This is a genomic window from Clostridium sp. YIM B02555 (genome assembly GCF_022320955.1).
GTDB lineage: Bacteria > Bacillota > Clostridia > Clostridiales > Clostridiaceae > Clostridium > Clostridium saccharoperbutylacetonicum.
In genome coordinates this window covers 56782-76932 of record NZ_JAKJJY010000004.1, presented here as the reverse complement: position 1 = coordinate 76932, position 20151 = coordinate 56782, and the positions used below count along the sequence as shown (strand labels likewise).

The following is a 20151-nucleotide window of genomic DNA, read 5'->3' as shown; positions in this document are numbered from 1 at the left end:
GTAGCTGGTCATGAAATAACCCGCTGGGGCACATTTCCCCTATTCCTATTCTAGCAAATCATTTGCTTCCCCACAACCTTTATTTAAAAATTTATACACTTTTCTCTACTTTTATTTCAAGATACTCACTTAACATGAATAAATAACATGTATTAGGTTTAATTTGCTAAAATATTGTCTAAATATTTCTACAATTATAATTATATAATAAATATCAATAAGTATATATACTAGAATTTTTACTAAAATAAAGAAATTTAAAATTTCCTATTGCTATATTTTTTAAAACGTGATAGAATAACTTTTGTCAGTTGACATGCCGCTGTGATGGAATGGCAGACGTGGTGGACTCAAAATCCTCTGGTAGCGATACCGTGCCGGTTCGAGTCCGGCTAGCGGCACCATTAAAATTGATAGATTGCTGTATTATTTGGTTTAGATGCCTTATAGTGCAGCTTTTTTTATTTTATATGTTTTTTCTAAATTTTCTCCTATTTTGCGAGAGAATTTTTTATCATTCAAACAATTTACCATTACGTTCGCAGATGCTATTTTAGTACTGTAGTCAAAAGGTTAGCCATTGTTATGAATTTAATTATGGATTATATTTTTATATACGCAATATTTATTTAAAACTATTTATTGACTAAAAAAATCAGGAATCTTTTTATTCTCTTGATTTTTCGCTTGTCTGTTTAATATTTCAATATATGTTATAGCTATTTATTTATACTACATTCTCCTGTATTGTTTTCAGTAATATTTGCCATCCATTTTTTTGAATACATCAATTTAAGTCCAATAATTAATCTAGCTAGTTCCTCACTAGAAATTATCAAATAAACCCATTCAATAGGAAGCTTGAGAATAAATGCTGAAATAAATCCAAATGGAACTCCTATTCCCCATGTTCCAAACATATCTAAATATAATGTATACTTAGTTTGTCCACCACTTCTTAAAATTCCACCTCCTATTATCATATTTGAAACTTTAATCCATAATACTAATGCAAACATAATTAGTATCTTGATTGTACAATCCTTTAAATCATTAGAGATATTAAATATAGCTACATATAATTTAGATAACATAATTAACACAATTCCAAATATTGCTGCACCTACAATACCTAATTTAATAAACTTTCTTGAATATTTAAAAGCCTCTTCATTTTCATTCTTACCAAGTTTATTTCCTATCATAATTCCAGCTGCAACGCTAACACCTGAAAATAAACCAATGCTTAAACTTTGTATTGGAAATGTTAATGTCATTGCTGCAACTTCATCTGTTCCCATTCTCCCATATACAATAGAATACATTGTTTCCCCTACTGCCCATAAAAATTCATTTATTAGTATTGGAGTAGATATAATTATAATTTTCTTAATAAACTCAGCTGATAAGTTAGATATTTCCTTTATTTTAAATGCTCCTGGATATTTTTTTGCATATATGCATGTAAAAAGAATTAAAGCTTCTAAAAGTCTAGTTATAGTTGTAGCATAAGCTGTACCTTGTAATCCCATTGCTCCAAATCCAAACTTACCAAATATAAGAATATAATTTAATAAAGTGTTCATTAGAATACCAAATATTCCTGCAAACATAGGTAGTTTAACATGTTCTGTACTTCTTAAAATCGATGAATACATAGTTATTAAAAGTATTGGTATATATCCAACTGCAATAGTCTTAAGATATTCACTTCCTAATTCAATTACTTTGGCATCTTTTGTATACCAGCTTAATACTTGATTTGGAAATCCAAACGAAAGTATAGAAAATATTAAAGTTATAACAAGTCCAATAAATAAATTTCCACCAAATGAGCGTGCTATATTTTCTTTGTCTTTTTTACCCCAAAATTGAGATACCATAATAGAGGTTGAAGCACCAATTGCATTCAAAGTTATAATAAAAATATTAGGAAATCTTGATCCTAACCCAACAGCTGCAATTGCATTTTCTCCCAGTTGTCCTACCATAGCTTGGTCAATAACACTTAAAGAAGCCTGAAACAAGCTTTGAATGGACACCGGTATTGCTATTGCTAACATCGTGCTTAAATATGGACTCTTTTTAAAAAATTTTTCAATCATGTTTTTCCTCATTTCCATCTTATTTGCGAGTAACACATATAGTGTTACTCTTTTTTATAATTAACTTTCTTATTAATATGTAAGCAAGCTAAAAATTACTTAGTTTTTTGGCTAAATTAATTTGTACTTCCTTTAAATATGGATAATCTCCATTAAAACATGCTGTACAAAATTCACATTTATTATTCTGTTTTCTAACAGACTTTAATAAATTTTCAATGCTCATGAAATTTAATGAGTCTGCTGATATATATTTTTTTATATCATCTATAGACTTATTATATGCTATTAATTCTTTGTTATTTGATGTTGCTACTCCATAAAAACATGAAAATTTTATAGGTGGAGCTGCAATTATAACATGTACTTCTTTTGCTCCAGCTCCTTTCAATTGTTTAACTATACCTTTTAATGTTGTACCCCTAACTAATGAATCATCTATTAATATTAATCTTTTTCCTTTTATATTTTCCTCTATTGGATTTAACTTAATTTTAACAGACATTATTCTTTCACTTTGAGTAGATTGTATAAATGTTCTGCCTATATATTTATTTTTTACAAAGCCTTGTCCATATGGAACTCCACTTTCCTTAGCATATGAGAGTGCTGCTGGTATTCCAGAATCAGGCACACCTACAACCAGATCGGCATCAATATTATATAATTTTGCTAGTTCCCTTCCTATGGCTTCTCTTGCTTTATAGACGCTGATTCCATCTATTTTACTATCTTCTCTTGCGAAATAGATAAATTCAAATATACAAAGCTTTTTTTGTTCTTTCACTTGTTTTTTTATGCTTCTTATTCCTTCCTTATCTATAGTAACCACTTCACCTTGCTCTACATCTCTTACAAATTCAGCACCTATAGAATCTAAAGCACAACTTTCCGATGCTATAATATATGAATTATTTAATTTACCAATACAAAGAGGTCGCATCCCTAAAGGATCTCTTACTCCTATAAGTTTATCTTTCGTCATTATAATCAAAGAATATGCTCCTTTTACATTATCCATCAAATTTAATATACTATTTTCTATTGATATGCCCTTCTCTTGTTCCTTTAATATCAAATATCCTAGCACTTCTGAATCTATTGATGAATTTAATTTATACTTAGTCAATTGACTTTTCAAAGCATTTGTATTTAAAATATGTCCATTATGAGCAATTGCTAATTTTTTTTCTTCGTTAACAATTATAAAAGGTTGTGCATTTATACTTGAATTTTGTCCATTCGTTGCATATCTAACATGACCTATAGATAAATTTCCTTTCAAATCATTAAGCAAATCTTCATTAAATACTTCACTTACAGTGCCTAACTCTTTGTGATATTTTATTTTGTCTTGTAGGTGTACTGCTATTCCACAGCTTTGCTGACCTCTATGTTGTAGTGAATATAATCCATAATAAGTTAACTCACTACAATTTAACTCTTTACTGAAATCTATGGCTCCAAAAACTCCGCATTCTTCTTTAAGTTTATCATCTATTTCAAGATTCATTATTAACACCTTCTCCTTAATAATTCTTGGTATCGATACCGAAACAAAATAAATTTATACGCTAAATGTCTAGATATGAACTTATATTAGGGAATTCATTTATTATAATATCTGCATTCTCCAAGTTTTGCTTTCCTGAATGGGGATTTGAAAATCCAATACACTTCATGCCCGCGGCAACAGCTGCATTTACTCCATTTGATGAATCCTCTATTACAACACATTCATTTGGTGCTACATTTAAAAGTTGTGCAACTTTTATAAACATTTCTGGATGCGGTTTACTTTTTTCAACCTCATCTCCACTAACAATAATTTGAAAAAATTTTTTTATATTTAACTTATTTAAAATTATATTTATTAAATCTTTTGGTGATGATGAAGCTAATCCAATTTTTATATCTTTTTCTTTTAAATCTTCTAAAAGCTCTTTTATATTCTTTGTTGGCAAGAGTTCACGTAAGCCTTCCACATGTTTTATAACATATTTTTTATGATAATCCACAATCTTCTCCTTGCTCTGTTTTAAATTATTATCTTTTATAAGCTTTTCCCACATATTTTCCAAGCTAGTACCAACCAAAGCTTCATGTTGCTCTTGAGACACATTTACTTTGAAGTATGAAAATAGATATCTTTCTATTTCAAAATACATAGGTTCACTATCAACAAGAACTCCATCCATATCAAATATAACTGCCTTAGTACATTGTTTATTCAATTTTACCTCCTTGATTTCGCATATTATGTTACTAGATAATCTTATACTTTAAATCACAAATTTTGCTAGCTGCTTTTTTCTTTTAAATCTTAGCATACTGTAATTTTTTCTTGGTTTACACTCTAAAAATTCAAATTTCTTTAATGACTCTATATCTTTGAATCCTTCCCCATCTACTAGTGAAACATTGTCATATCCACCTATTATTACTGGTAATTGCATAAGTATTATTTCATCTACTAGATTTTCTTCAAAAAGTGTCCAATTTAAATATCCACCTCCTTCGAGCATTATACTTTTTATATTAAATTCCTTTTCTAAATGTTTAAATAAATTTGTAAAATCTACTTTGTCTTTTCCAAAAACTAAACATTCTTTACCTATACTTTTTATATAATCTATTTTTTCGTCATCCTTTCCATCCTCCGTTGTTACCACTATTGTCTTTTCGTTATCGGTAAAAATATTTGAAGAAAAATCTAAATCCATTTTACTTGTTGGAACTATTCTTATTGGATTTCTATTTTCTTGATATCTATTAGTCAAAAATGGATTATCTGTATCTATAGTTTTTTTACCAACCATTATACCATTAACTTTTCCTCTAAACTCATGAATAAATTTTTTATCATTATCATCTAAAAGAGTAAATAAATCTTTACTAGAACTCCCTGCTCCTAATGTTAGTTTTCCATCTATTGATACTTGACTAAAAAGTGTTACTTTCATATTTACACATCCTTCTTCTTATTATTCCCGTGTTGTGTACCTCCTAAGAAATATTAATTATTATTACAGATGCCTTAAATTATTTTTTATGCATTACAGTTTTTACTATGTCATCTATTGAAATTGAATTATTTTTTAACATTTTCAATCCATTTTCTATATCATCCCATATTTCTCTCATTTTAAAGTTTACTGGAATTGTTTCACTAAAATTAAGTTGTTCTAAAATACCTTTTTTAGTTTCAGATCCATTTTGTTTAACTTCTTCAATTATTTTTTTATTAACAGGTATTCTATTTACTCCATTTAATAGCCTTAGTTGACACTCATCACTCATCATGTATTTTACAAGTTCCATTATAGGTTTTTTATATTCTGATTCCAATGAATTACAAGGAAATACCCATCCTATAGTTGAGGTAGTTACCTTTGCTTGCTTGCCCCTTATAGTTGGTATTAAACATACACCTAATATATCTTCACATTCTTCAAGTAAATAATTATATACCCATTCTCCATTCATCATGCATGCTATCTTTCCATCAATAAAATTACTTAACATAGCATCAGTTGCCTTACAATGAACAATTATGCCTTCTTGTATTTGTTCTCTTAAAAATGAAAATGTTTCTTTTAAGGCTTCATAATCTAATTCTAAATTTTTATCTTTAATTGGCCATCCACCAAAAGCTGATAAAAATGGTATAAACCAATAAGGTATTTCCATATCAACAGCTATTGGAATAATTCCCTTTTCTTCAAAGCCAGCCTTCATTTTTCTTAAATCTTCAAAATCCTTTGGAATATCTTTTAATATCTTCTTGTTATAATATATAACTTCATTATTTCCACCTAATATAGGTACACCATATTGTTTCCCTTTATAGCTCATTGTTTCATATATTTTCTTATCAGCATATCCATTAAATAGCAATTCTGGCACCTCTGAAAATAATCCTTTCTCTGCAAATACAGTTAAATCTGATGGTATAAATGCCATATGCGGACCATTTTTTGTTTTATGAATGGCACTGAGCCCTTTTATAAAATCTACTATATTCATCATTTTAAGTTTAAAATTTACGTTTGTTCTTTCGCTTACTTCTCTAGTTATATCTTCTAATAAACGTAATGTTGTATCTGCCTTTCCATCAAATTCATGCCATATTATTACTTCATTTTTATCTACAATGCTCATTATTCATTCCTCCACATATCATATAATATTTTCAGTTTTTCAATTCAAATACTTTTAATTGATTTTACAATCACCAACTAAAACAATAGCTTGTCCAGGTTTTAGCCTATCAGATTCATTATTTAATACTCTTCTTTGATCATTTTCTACACTGTTTATAACAATTTTAGGATTTTCTATAAAGTTAATTGACTCATTTAGTATTATTTTTTTTTCATTATTCATATTTAAGTTAAATAATAATACAAGAGCTTTCCTTCCATTTTTATAAGCATATATAATTACTTCACTTGAGGAGCTTAAAATTTCAAAATATTCGGAATTTAATAGAGATAAATATTCACTTTTACACTCTTTTAAGTTCTTCAATAACTGAAGCATTGCTTGAGCATTTTTATTAGTCCATTCAATCTTCATTTTATTAAAAAATGCTCTTGGTATTTCTGCTCCATTTGTATTATCTGCTAACCCACAATTTATAGGTTCATCCTCATTTACTTCTCCACCTGTAGTTATAAAAGGAACTACATTGGGTATAAACATATTAAATACTGCAATTGAACGAGCTAATTGAATTCCACCATTTCTAGTTACGATTCTTGGAGTATCAGCAGTTTCAGCACATCCAAATACTTTAATCTTCATGTCCCGTAATTCTGTTAAGAAATTAATTAGATTATCTTTACTTATCCTTGACACTTCTAACCATTCACTTCCCAACATTATATTGTATCCACTTTCATAAGCTCTTTCATGATTTCTATTAAATAAATCTTCACTCATAAATATTGCATTAGGTTTTATCTCTTTTACAACATTAAATAAATGATTTAATAGCTTTTGAGGTAAAGTGTGTCCTATATCTACTCTTATCCCATCTATATCATATTTAGTGATATTATGGCGTAAAACATCTTCAAAAAGTCGCCATAAACCATAATTAGGCTCTCTGCCAGGAAACTTATTAGCTTTTATAGTATCAAACATGACATAAGGTGCTTGATTCTCACTTAAAAATTTTTTAGCTTCTGGATATACGTCCATATATATTTTCAAAAATGTGATATCTGTCCAAATCGGCTGTACATCATTTACCCAGTCTGAGTGTGCAGGCGGAGTTGTTATTTTCATTTCCTTTTCAACTAGCAATAACAGATCTTCTCCTGTTCTTTCAGATTGTTCTTTTAATTTTTTCCACAAACTACTATCTAATTTATCTGGCGACTTAGAAAATTTACTTAAATGAATCTTAGTTTCTTCTGATTTATATATTGTTTCTAAATTATCGTGAGTACATTCCTCAAAAAATCCTAATTCTGGTATATTAGGCACTTTAAAATCATTTATATATTCTTTTTTTATCCAATATACCCAGTCTGGATGATCTTTTATTATATCACTGTTACGCGCAGTAACCCTTGGTATAAAATCATTAACTACCCTTATTCCTAAAAGGTGACATGCCTCTACTAAAGATGCAAATTCATCATCAAGTGTGAAATCATACATGTCATCCAACATATCATCATGTAAATTTTTATCTAGCTTAAAATAATTTTTTATTGCAAACGGTCCGCCAATATCCCCTTTTATATATAATTCGCTGTATTCCGTTATAGGAAGCAAGTATAATATATCTATTCCTATATTCTTTAACATTGGTAACAATATAATCGTTTTTAAAAAGGTTCCCATTTCTAATTTTCCATCATGGTTATAATCCCAAGCAGTTGAATATCTAACTAGTGAACAGTAAATAGAGCTCCTATCAAAATTATTATCCATTGGAAGATTATAATTTTTTGATTTTAAAAATTGTATTAAATTAGAAATATATTCATAAGCATCAACTCTAATTTCATTTTCATTTTCACACAATATATTTTGAAAACATATAGTATTCCAAACTTTAGGTATCCATACTAGATATTGATCTTTAGATATTTTGCTTTTCACAAACTTATCTATTTTACTTAAATTACTTATCTTCATAATTTTTCTCCTTTCGATTCCTAAAATTACGGATCTTGATTAAATAAAATATAAATAAAGTATTTATATTTGAATAACTGCTTATTACTAAATTTAATTCATATTAAAATTTGTTTTACTGGAATTCAAAAACTGTTTTCACAGATTCCATATCACCAGATAGCAGTTCTTTAAATGCTTCTTTGCTTTTTTCTATAGGGTATATCTTAGTCACCAATTCTTCCAGATTTTCCAACTTTGTAGCGCATTTTATAGCTTTTTCAAACATTAAATTATATTCTCCAGCACCTATTATTCTTATTCCATTATTTTGATAATGAGCAGGATTAAATTTGAAATTATATGAAGTATCTATTCCTAATATGACAATTCTCCCTTCTTTTTCTATCATATCCTCACATATTTCCATTTGATTTCCTACTGCATCTATAATTACATCAAATTTTTTGCCCTCATTTATTTTTTTTACTTTTTCTATTGTTAATTCTCCTGGATAATATGCATAATCTACAAATCTTTGTGAAATTCTTTTTCTAAAATCATTTTTTTCAATGCTTACTGTAAGCCCAGCTATTCTTTTACAAATCAATTGACAAAGCATCCCCATTGGTCCAGAACCTATAATAAGCACAGAATCTTCTGGCTGTATGTTTGCAGCTTTAATATTATGAAGTACACAAGCTAATGGTTCAACTAATACTGCAGCTTCTAAACTTAAATCGTCTGGTATTTTATATACAAAAGTTTCATCACATACAAAATATTTTACAAATAATCCATCCTTATTCATTCCGGCAACAGCTAACTTTCCATTATCACCTTCACAAAAATTAGTTTGATCATTTCTACAATAAAAGCATTTCCCACAGTATTGATTAGGATCAATAACTACCCTATCATTAACTTTTACATTTTTCACATTAACCCCAACTTCTGTTACTATACCAACTGCTTCATGACCTCTAATAATATCTGATTTACATTCTAAATTTCCTTTTAAAACTTGTAAATCTGTTCCGCATATTCCTGAATACTTTATTTCAATTTTAACTTCACATTTGGAACAAATTCGTGGTTCATTAACCTCCCTTACTTCGATTTCTCTGTTTTTGTTAAAAATTAATCCTTTCAACTTAAAACCTCCATTCTAAATTTAATCAGGCACATAAAAGAAAATAACAAATCGAATATGCACTGTATATTTTTTCTTAATCAAAGTGCACTTGAAGTTTAACTAGATTCAGGTAGAATATAAAATTCATTTGAGATATTTCACTTTATGTCAAACTAGTATGTAGGTTTGCCCATAGTAAAAGATATTAGTATAACTCGTCGACATAACATTTCAAAAATATACAAATGTATTGATCTGCTACTCATTAAATTTGCCTTAATATTATTATGTTTGATTTTCTCAATCACAATTTCATTGTAGCTCGTTCCTATTATGGTTTATACTGTAAAATATTATAAAATACAACTTAATTTTTCAGCTTATTCTACAGTTTTTTCCTGTAAATGTTTAGATTTTTTTAATTATTTTAAATTATTTTAAATTTTATTGTATAATATTGGTGGAACCCCCTAATGCAAACGTTTACCATTTTACGGCATTATTACCATTATTTATCATAAATGTTTTTTTATCACATATTGCTTTTTTAATGTTTTAGTTAAGATTAAACGGAATAATTCAGTCAATATCTCCGTAAAGTTTTCAAATAATAATAAAGTAGCTGTGCCAAGTTCTCTTTTAATCACATTCTCACAAAGCACATTCCTCTTAAGTGTTGATATAACTGGCTTTAAAAATTTGAAACTTCTATACTTTCCTATGCAATAAAAAATAGGCATTCATTTCTGAACACCTAATCTAAAAAATGATACCTTTTTCACAGTATCCCTTAACCTGTGATTTTATTGTTTCTTTCACTTTATATCAATAATCATAGAAACATTGATCTAATTCTTTTATACATTTATTGCGAATCTAAAAACGCTTTTCTTCCTGTTATTTCTTATAAATATCATTAGTTTCAGTTAATCTATTCAATGTATATTGTCATATATAAATAAGCTAAAGATGTAAATATTCAGGGTATTAACTATAGGCAAAAGACAAAAATCCTGCTAAGACGAAAAAATACCTATATCATATTTAGCTGATATGATTGGTACTTCTCGTCAAAATTTAACTAATAAATTAAATCGAGATAATTTTTCAGAACAGGAACTAATAGAAACTGCTATTGCTCTTGAATGCAAGTTTGAAGGATTTTTTATTTTTGATAATGGAGATAAAATTATATCATTTAAATTTGAACTTTTAATTTTTCTTTATATTACTCGTAATCCTCACTAAGAACATATTCAATAATCTTATTTAGCTGTACACAATAACGAACAACATAATTAGGAACATTATTACTTAACATAAATTTCTTGAAACTATCTAAGGTTTCTATAAAGCTTTTATCCATCATAATCTTATCAGATACAATTAGTTATTAAGATGAGCCAGCATCAAATCCATAGGATTCAATTGAATTCTCCTAGTCATTTATTTAATGGTTTTATTATGCGTTGAAAAAAAGTTTATACTAAATTAATATTTTATACCAATAATCTAAATCAACAATTTCTTCATTATTTCTAAAAATTCTAAGTATATATCTAGAAGGAATTTACTGAGTTTGGTATAATTAGTTTGTATAAAGGTGGTGAGACGATGAAAGTTGAATTTTGTTATGCTGATGGTGGTCAAGTTAAAGTCGTTCAAGACTCAGAAGAAATAAAAGATATTTTAAATATTGTAACCAAAGAAGGTTCTAAGGTTCATATATTTAATCAACAGCAGGAAAATTTATATGGATATGTAAGTGAAGTTTTATACCAAATAGATCAAGATACTGGAGAAGCCTTCTTGTCAATATATATTGCAGAAGAATTTAAATACACAACGCAAGGTCGTATTTTAAATAAGCTGTCAGCTATAGAAAAGAAGATAGAAGAATTATGTTAAAACCAAAGAACTTTAGAAAATATGATACTTTTTAATTAAAAAGTATCATATTCAATTAATAATATTTCTTTCATTGAAAAGGAAGCGAGAAATAATAATGTAAGATTTTCTATATCGTATTTATGTAAGTTTAAGTAGTATATCATAATTTATTTTCACCAAGGGATTTAACATATTTTTGGGAGAGAACCCAAATTCATATTTAAATGCTTTTATAAAATTAGGATAATTATTAAATCCACTATAAATATAAGCAGAATCTATAGAGGCCCCATCATGTAAAAGAATTTTAGCAATAAGAAGTCTTTTCTTTACAATATATTGATGTATAGTAAAACCAAGATATTCCTTAAATTCACGACTTAAATGATCAATGTCATTTAGTTAACAAAATGACATTGATATCGTTCAAAAGAGCAAGGTATAAAAATATATCTGGCGATGTAATTGTTATTGCCGACCGTTGCTACGAAAGTTATAACACATTTAATAATCCCTTATATAGCTTTTTCATTTCCAATGGAATATTCGTACTGACTAGCTTTCTTGAAGGAATACCTATATAACCACTTGCTCACCCCCTCATAGCATGGGGGGGGTCTTTTAACGCTAAAGCACACAATAAAAAAGATAAGGTATTTATTCCCAAATACCCTATCTTCATTATACTTTAAAACTTACAATATTACTTTATTTTTACATAACAGCCTTAATAAAATTTATGAAGCAATAAAATAAAACATAGAGTAATATAACAATATTGTTCTTATTACTCTATGCCTTATATATTTCATATCATCAACTTTTAAACAAACTTTATTGCTTACAGCAAATACATAATTGTGACAATGCTAATTATAATCATTATGACAATATTAATTATAGCATATGACAACATTAATTATAACTCACAACAGTAAAATATTTTAACCTACTAATTATTCAACAGTTACTGATTTAGCTAAGTTTCTTGGCTTATCTATATCGCAGCCTTTATTCTTAGCTGTGTAATAAGCTAAAAGTTGTAATGCAATTATAGCTACTATTGGTGAAACCAAGTTATAAAGTTCTGGAATTCTGATTACTTTATCGAAAATTGATTCATCTAATACATCATTTTCATAAGCAATACCAATTACTTCTGCTCCTCTAGCCTTAACCTCAACTATATTACTTATCATTTTTTCTCTAAGTGATTTTTGAGTTAATAGAGCTATTACTTTAGTTCCTTTTTCTATTAGTGCAATTGTTCCATGTTTCAACTCTCCGCCAGCATAAGCTTCTGAATGGATATATGAAATTTCTTTTAGCTTTAATGATGCTTCTATACATAATGCATAATCAGCACCTCTTCCTAAGTAAAATACATCTTTTTCATTAGCTAAAAGATTTGCAGTTTCTTCTATTTCGTTTGCTTTATCTAAAATTATTTGAACTTTTTCAGGTACTAATAATAAAGCTTCCCTTAATTCTTTATCTAATTCCTTAGTCATTAATCCCCTTAATTCACTAAAACACATTGCCATTAAATACATTACAACTACTTGTGTTGTATATGCTTTAGTAGAAGCTACAGCTATTTCTGGACCTGCCATTGTATAGATTACATTGTCAGCTTCTCTAGAAATACTACTTCCTACAACATTAGTTATAGCCAAAGTTCTAGCTCCAACTTTCTTACAATCTCTAAGAACTGCTAATGTATCAGCAGTTTCTCCTGATTGACTTAATGTAATTACAAGAGATTTATTAGTTACCAATGGATCTTTATATCTAAATTCCGATGCTATATCAACTACAACTGGAATTTTTGCTAATTTCTCAATAGCTACACTTCCCATTAGCCCTGCATTATATGCAGTTCCACAAGCTACTATAAAGATTCTATCTATTTTATCAAGATCTTCCTTAGATAATTTAAAATCTTCAAAGTTAATGTCATTATTCATTGATAATCTTGAAGCCAATGTATCTTTAATAGCTTTTGGTTGCTCATTAATTTCTTTTAGCATAAATGAATCATACCCACCTTTTTCAGCAGCATCCTCATTCCAAGTTACTTTGAAAACATCTTTCTTTATTTCTGTTCCATCACCGCTTAAAATTTTAGCTCCATCCTTAGTTATAACAACAAATTCTCTATCTTCTAAAAGATAAATATCTCTTGTATAACTTATTATTGCTGGAATATCTGAAGCAATAAATGTTTCACCTTGTCCTAAGCCTACAATTAATGGACTATCCTTTCTTACTGCTACTAATTTATCTGGTTCTTGTCCACTTATTACTCCTAAAGCATAACTTCCCTCTAATCTTTCAGTTGCCTTTACTACTGCTTGAAAAAGATCTCCTTTATAGTAATAGTGAATTAAATTTGGTATTACTTCAGTATCTGTTTGAGATATAAATTCATATCCTTGTCCTTTAAGCCATTGTCTTAATTCTAGATAGTTTTCTATAATTCCATTGTGAACTACAGTAATATCTCCTTTTGAACTTTGGTGTGGATGTGAATTAATATCTGATGGCTCTCCATGAGTTGCCCATCTAGTATGACCGATACCAACTGTGCCTTCAGCTTTATTGCCATCTAAATTCTCTGTTAAATTAGCAAGACGACCTTTATGCTTGACTATATTTACCTTACCTTCATTAACTACAGCAATGCCGGCTGAATCATAACCTCTATACTCCAACTTTGATAATCCATCTACTAAGAAATTTTTTGCTGTCTTGTCTCCAAAATATCCAACTATTCCGCACATATTTATTCTTCCTCTCTTCTTTACATATTAAATTTTAATCCTCTTTTAATTCCATCCTAGCAAAAAATAAAAAGGCATAATAATCCTAGGAATTAAAACTAAAACAAAGGTTTTAACACCAGACTGAACTTGTGCTGTAAATCACTTTACAGTTTTACCAGTCGTTTACGGTAGTGCGATACCGTGGGGCACCCGCCGAAGTTTCGATACTCCCCAACCTCGTCAACATAAGTGAAACTCCAAATCTTCGATTTGATTAGTTGAGCTTACTCAGCAAACGAATGTGAGTCTAGTTTCCTTTAAAAAGATTCTATCATCTAAATTCTTTTTCTTAAAAACTAACTCGCTAAAAATTCGCTTTAAGCTAAATTCCACTTAGTCCTGGCGCTTTTTTAACATACAAATTACTCTTCCCTTAAGCCTCACCTCCACACTTTCTTTTATGCCTACTGACTATTTTATCATATTATCTTCAATTGTCTATATAATATTATATATATTCAAATATTACTTTTTTATTACAAAATCCATTATAAATCTTATTTGCATACTTATGGAAGATTGGCCATTAATGTATAATATAACAATATATTTAAGGTGGATAGAAATCCACCTTAAGCTCTTATACTTCTAAAATATCTGTATAAGCTTTTTCTATCCTTTCTAGCAAGTCATTATCATTTATATTTGCTATCTCTGCCACAGCATCTTTTATTCCTTTTTCATCTATCAATTCTTGTAATTTTGTACTTTGTGGATCTTCTCCATTCTTATAATGAAGCGCTGCACCTATTCCTAATAATAGGTTGTCCACATTTAAATTGAATCCCCTAGCAGTCATTAATGGCTTAATTAGTCTATCATTTTCACTTAATTTTCTAAGAGGTTCCCTTCCAACTCTTGATACATCATCCTTTAAATAAGGATTTTTAAATCTTCCAATTATTTTATCAATATATTTAAGATGAACTTCCTTATCAAATTTATGTTTTTCTACTAACCCCATTCCACTTTCTGTCATAGCTTTTTTAACAATATTATATATTTTTTCATCAGCTATACTTTCATCTATAGTGTTATATCCTTTTAAATTTCCGATATATGCTGTAATAGCATGACCAGTATTTAATGTGAATAGTTTTCTTTCTATATATGCCATTAAATTATCTGCTAAGTTCATACCTTCTATTTCTGGAATTGTTCCTTTAAAAGCTTTTTCTTCAACATTCCATTCATGGAATTTCTCAACTACTACATCTAGAATATTTTCACTTTTAACTGGTGGAACTATTCTGTCTACTGAACAATCTGGGAATCCAACAAATTCTTCTAAGTAAACAATTTCTCCTTCATCTAGGTACTTCTCAACTTCTACCTTTAACTGAGAGCTTGCTTTTATGGCATTTTCACACGCGATGATATTCAATGGAGTTTTAATTCCGGCTTCTTTTCTAAGCTTTATTCCTCTAGCAATTGTTGGGGCTATTCTTGGCAAAACTACAAGCCCCACTGCTGTTGTTATAATTTCAGCTTCCTTTATCTCCTCTAAAATCTCATTATTTATTGAAATAACTCCACTTATGTTTTCAACTACTATTTCCTCACACTCTACATCCATAACATGTATTGTATACTTTTTATCTACGTTAATTTTATCAATTATTTCTTTATTTACGTCTGCAAAAACTACATTATACCCTGCTTTGGAAAGTAATGCACCTATGAATCCTCTTCCTATATTTCCTGCACCAAATTGAATTGCTTTCATTTTACATCTCTCCCTCTTCTATAATTTTAATTATTTCTTCTGAAGATTTTGCATTTCTAAGTCTTTCAACATTTTCTTCGTATTGAACAGTTAGTGCTATTTTCGATAATATTTCCATATGTTCATCACCTTTTCCAGCTATTCCAATTACTATATATGCTGTGTTCCCATCACCAAAATCTACTCCATCAGGATATTGTGCTATAACTATTCCTGACTCAAGTATTTCTTTTTTATATTCATTCATACCATGAGGTATTGCTACGCCATTTCCCATATAAGTTGTAACTTCTGCATCTCTAGCTTTCATTCCCTCTATATAATTATCTTTAACATATCCGCCACTAATTAAAAGATGACCTACTCTTTCTATTGCCTTATCCTTAGATTCTGATTTTACATTTAATACTATTCCGTCTTTTGCTAATATTCCTTTTTCCATTTAATCTTCCTCCTCGTTATTAATGATATTAATTAAATAATCTCTAATCTCTATAGCATTACCTGACTTTAAAACCTTTACAAATTCTTTCTTTTCTATTAAGGATGCACTTATCTTTCCAAGAATTTTAAGTATATAATTACTTTCATCATTTCTCGCAAACATAACTATAAATGTATCTACCTTCTCTTCTGAAAACCCCACACTTTTCATTGAAAGAGGGTTGTTAATCCTATATACTCCTACAAATGGTCTTACTATTTCATCGCTTCTAGTATGAATAAGTGCTACACTAGTTTCGGGAATAACTACATTCCCTTTTTCTTCTCTTTTAAAAATAAGCTTTCTTATTATTTCCTTATCTTTACCAATATTTATTTCATGAATATCTTCTACAATAAAATTTATCAAATCAACAAATGACTCACTGTTTGATTTTTTTAATTGAAAATTTTTAACCATAGTATTAGCCAATTCATATTCATTACTTGTAACCCCATCATCTTCGGCTTCAGCAAATAGCTCTAGTTCTTCTCTATTATTAACTTTAAAATTAGATATAAAATTGCCAATCTTATCTATATCAGTTTCCGTCATAAAATGTGAAATTACAATTAAATTATCTTTCATCTTTAAGTTTACTGGTACTGTTGACAATATCAAATCATAATTATTTTTATCGATAGTATTATTAATGTCGTGTAGTGATACTACATCAATAATTCCTATTTCGCTAAAAAGTTCTTTTATTTTATTACATAAGATTCTTGAGCTTCCTATACCACTTGGACATATTACAAGCACTTTAATATTTCCTAACATTGCTTGCTGCTTTTGTATTGCAACAGCAATATGCATGGTTATATATCCCGCTTCTTCTGGTGGAATTTTTAAATTATATCTAGAAAATATTAATCTACAAGTATTTTTTATAACTGAATATAAATTTGTATAATGCTCTTTTATTTCATTAATTAATGGATTTATTACTTTTAATCCTAAATTTAACATATAAAATGTTTGTCTAAAATGTTGGGCCAAATCCTTTATTAATTGCCCATCCTCTGCAATATTAACATGTATTTTTTTTGATACTTCTTCCGTAACTTCCTTAGCTATATTCTCATAATTAATGTCTGATTCTACAAATTGCTCATTACTAATGTAATATTTATAGTCACTTAAGTACAAGCACAAATAAACAAGTTCATCTTCAGTTATATGTATATTTTTTTCTTGTAATAATTCACCTAAGTACTGTATTTTCTTATATTCCTCTAATGATAAGATATTTTCTTTAATATGGTTAGGTAAATATATATTTTCTCCATTTTTTGTCTTTTTTATTGATAGTAATAATTGAATAAATAGACTGAAATACTTTACATCATTTCCCTTAAGGTAACCTAAATCATTATCTTTTAATATATCTTTTATTAATTTAATATCTTCACTTCCAAAAATAATATTAAAAAAATTCTTAATTATAGGATCAACTTTTTCATCATAAAGAAATGCTAATAGATCCTCAAATGGTTTAAATTCAAAAATTAATTCCACTAATGCATTTCTTTTATTCCATTCTGATCCTTGAATACTTATGCCATAACTTCTCTTCCTAATAACGCATAAGTTCTTAGAAATAAGCCTTTCTTCAATACTATCTATATCTAGACTTATGCTTCCCATTACAACATTAAATTTGTGAGAAAAATATGAAGCCTTTAATGGTTCCTTACTAACTAACAATTCACATATAATTACTACTTGTCTTTGCTCTTTGCTAAACAGCCACGGTATCGGAACTATTTCCAATGACTTCTTTATATCTTCTATATTTTCTTTTTTACCTGAAATGCTTAAATTCATATTTTCATCATTAAATATAGTCACACTATTTTTTTTCAACCTTTTATTAATAGAAGAAATTTCTCTTAAAATAGTTCTTTCACTGATATCAAGATCTTTATGAAGCCGCTTAATATTAAAAGTTTCTTCATTTAACACTGTGTTCAATATAAATTGCTGTCTCGGCGTTAAACTATTCATAATATATCACCTGACTTACTTTTTATTTTTTATATTCACAAACTGATCATATTTGTAATATTCTATTTTCATGAATGCTTGAATCATTATTGGCTGTAATTTTTTAGTTTCTTTAAAAATAGATTTTCCAATCACAAAAAATTCCATGCATCCATTAGAAACAAAATCATTAACTTGACACAGACTTATTTCAAGTTTTTATATCATTTTAGTCAACATTCATTTGGAGACCATACTGCTAAAATAACTTGAGTCTTGATTAATTTTTAAGCAACTACATCAATGTTAATTAATATTGCCTCCTTCACTTTATATATTAAATCATCCTAAATACGTTTTCAATTTAAACAAGTTCAAATTTGTGGTACGTTTCTAATGACAAATTTAAAGTTATAAAAATCTTATAGTCACTATCCATCCTTTTAAATAAAAACTACTACATAGAGTAGTTTTGTAAATCAATTAATATTTACCAAACTACTATTTATATAAAATACCGCCTATTTATTCTGCTGCATCATAAGCATTTATAAACATCTGCTTTATTTCCTTTATTAATGGATATCTCGGATTTGCTCCTGTACATTGATCATCAAAAGCCTGCTCTGACATTTCATCTAAGGTTCTATAGAATTTCTTTTCTGTTACTCCAGCTTCTTTAATGTTTTTTGGTAAATCTAACTTTTCTTTTAATTCATCTATAGCTTTAATTAATAATTCTAATTTTTCATCTTCTGTTTTTCCACCCAAGTTTAAGTAATCTGCAATTCTAGCATATCTTGTTTTAACATTTGGATATTTATATTGTGGATATGCTGTTTGTTTTAATGGATTGTCCACCGCATTAAATCTTATTACTTCATTAATTAATAGTGCATTAGCAACACCGTGAGGTATGTGATGTTCTGCTCCTAATTTATGAGCCATTGAGTGACATACTCCTAAGAATGCATTAGCAAATGCCATGCCTGCTATAGTTGATGCATGAGCCATTTTTATATGAGCAGTTTCATCAATTATAACAGGTGTATTTCCCGGTCCCACTCCTATCGCCGGTTTTCCTGATGAATAAGCAGCTTTAACCATTGCTGGTCCTCCTGTCGCAAGAGTTATATCAGCCTCTCTCATTAAAATTTGCGAAAGCTCGACTGTCGGTTCGTCTATCCATCCAATTATTCCCTTAGGTGCACCAGCCCTTACTGCAGCATCCAAAACTATTTTCGCCGCAGCTATAGTACAATTCTTTGCCCTTGGATGTGGTGATAATATTATTCCATTTCTAGTCTTTAAGGATATTAATGCTTTAAAAATTGCTGTAGATGTTGGATTTGTTGTTGGAATAACAGCAGCAACAACTCCTATTGGTTCTGCAATCTTTGTCATTCCAAAAGCCTCATCCCTCTCTATAACTCCACAGGTTTTTTCATCTTTATATTTATTGTAAATATATTCTGATGCAAAATGATTTTTTATGACTTTATCTTCTATTATGCCCATGCCGGTTTCTTCTACTGCCATTTTAGCCAAAGTTATTCTGTAATTAGATACTTCCATAGCCACTTCTCTAAAAACCTTATCAACTTCTTCCTGAGTATACGTTGAAAACTCTTTTTGTGCATCTTTAACTTCTTTCAATTTTTTCATCAATTCTTCAATATTTGTTACTTTCATCATTAACTTTCTCTCCTTTGATAAATAATTGTTATATTAATTTAAAAAATATAAATCAACTTTAATAATCAATATTTATATTAGTCCTAAAAGATTGCTTGTTAAATATTAATCAATCTTTTTTATTTTTAAAGGAAAAGCATTTGCCTTTCCTTTCTTGATAAGTGCTATTAAGT

The 20151-nt window shown here is 28.5% G+C and carries 15 protein-coding genes and 1 tRNA gene; 3 read left to right on the top strand and 13 right to left on the bottom strand.

Annotated features, from left to right (window positions below):
* Nucleotides 1-318: 318 nt before the first annotated feature.
* A tRNA-Leu gene (locus L3B98_RS07955) sits at nt 319-404 on the top strand.
* A gap of 315 nt (nt 405-719) precedes the next feature.
* Here L3B98_RS07955 and L3B98_RS07950 read toward each other — a convergent pair.
* From L3B98_RS07950 to L3B98_RS07920, 7 genes are all read right to left on the bottom strand, one after another.
* Nucleotides 720-2105: an MATE family efflux transporter gene (locus L3B98_RS07950; RefSeq protein ID WP_238916213.1), complete on the bottom strand. Its 1386-nt coding sequence runs from the start codon at nt 2103-2105 to the stop codon at nt 720-722.
* An 88-nt stretch (nt 2106-2193) separates the two neighbouring features.
* Entirely contained in the window at nt 2194-3618 is a 1425-nt protein-coding gene (gene purF / locus L3B98_RS07945) for an amidophosphoribosyltransferase (RefSeq protein ID WP_238916212.1), read from the bottom strand.
* A gap of 61 nt (nt 3619-3679) precedes the next feature.
* Nucleotides 3680-4339, bottom strand: coding sequence for an HAD family hydrolase (locus L3B98_RS07940; RefSeq protein ID WP_238916211.1), 660 nt, complete (start codon nt 4337-4339; stop codon nt 3680-3682).
* 48 nt (nt 4340-4387) lie between these two features.
* Entirely contained in the window at nt 4388-5068 is a 681-nt protein-coding gene (locus tag L3B98_RS07935; RefSeq protein ID WP_015392247.1) for a dihydrofolate reductase family protein, read from the bottom strand.
* Between the two features lie 79 nt (nt 5069-5147).
* The gene (locus L3B98_RS07930) at nt 5148-6266 is read right to left on the bottom strand and encodes an extracellular solute-binding protein (RefSeq protein WP_238916210.1); all 1119 of its coding nucleotides are present in this window, start codon (nt 6264-6266) and stop codon (nt 5148-5150) included.
* A gap of 54 nt (nt 6267-6320) precedes the next feature.
* Nucleotides 6321-8258: an alpha-amylase gene (locus L3B98_RS07925; RefSeq protein ID WP_238916209.1), complete on the bottom strand. Its 1938-nt coding sequence runs from the start codon at nt 8256-8258 to the stop codon at nt 6321-6323.
* 115 nt (nt 8259-8373) lie between these two features.
* Nucleotides 8374-9390 (bottom strand): alcohol dehydrogenase catalytic domain-containing protein, encoded by a 1017-nt coding sequence (locus L3B98_RS07920; RefSeq protein WP_238916208.1) that lies wholly within the window; start codon nt 9388-9390, stop codon nt 8374-8376.
* A 1035-nt stretch (nt 9391-10425) separates the two neighbouring features.
* Between L3B98_RS07920 and L3B98_RS07915 the strand changes: the two genes are divergently transcribed.
* Nucleotides 10426-10620, top strand: a complete 195-nt coding sequence (locus L3B98_RS07915; RefSeq protein ID WP_238916207.1) for a hypothetical protein — start codon at nt 10426-10428, stop codon at nt 10618-10620.
* Between the two features lie 366 nt (nt 10621-10986).
* Complete coding sequence (locus tag L3B98_RS07910) at nt 10987-11280, top strand: hypothetical protein (RefSeq protein ID WP_015392242.1); 294 nt, start codon at nt 10987-10989, stop codon at nt 11278-11280.
* A 938-nt stretch (nt 11281-12218) separates the two neighbouring features.
* Here the strand turns inward: L3B98_RS07910 and glmS are convergent.
* The 6 genes from glmS to L3B98_RS07885 form a co-directional block, all read right to left on the bottom strand.
* Nucleotides 12219-14045, bottom strand: a complete 1827-nt coding sequence (gene glmS, locus L3B98_RS07905) for a glutamine--fructose-6-phosphate transaminase (isomerizing) (RefSeq protein ID WP_238916206.1) — start codon at nt 14043-14045, stop codon at nt 12219-12221.
* A gap of 622 nt (nt 14046-14667) precedes the next feature.
* Complete coding sequence (locus L3B98_RS07900; RefSeq protein WP_238916205.1) at nt 14668-15813, bottom strand: mannitol-1-phosphate 5-dehydrogenase; 1146 nt, start codon at nt 15811-15813, stop codon at nt 14668-14670.
* Nucleotide 15814: 1 nt separating this feature from the next.
* Nucleotides 15815-16255 (bottom strand): PTS sugar transporter subunit IIA, encoded by a 441-nt coding sequence (locus tag L3B98_RS07895; protein ID WP_015392237.1) that lies wholly within the window; start codon nt 16253-16255, stop codon nt 15815-15817.
* Complete coding sequence (locus L3B98_RS07890) at nt 16256-18304, bottom strand: BglG family transcription antiterminator (protein WP_238916204.1); 2049 nt, start codon at nt 18302-18304, stop codon at nt 16256-16258.
* Between the two features lie 15 nt (nt 18305-18319).
* Nucleotides 18320-18451 (bottom strand): hypothetical protein, encoded by a 132-nt coding sequence (locus L3B98_RS28875; protein WP_275298392.1) that lies wholly within the window; start codon nt 18449-18451, stop codon nt 18320-18322.
* A 357-nt stretch (nt 18452-18808) separates the two neighbouring features.
* Complete coding sequence (locus L3B98_RS07885; protein WP_238916415.1) at nt 18809-19975, bottom strand: iron-containing alcohol dehydrogenase; 1167 nt, start codon at nt 19973-19975, stop codon at nt 18809-18811.
* Nucleotides 19976-20151: the final 176 nt, after the last annotated feature.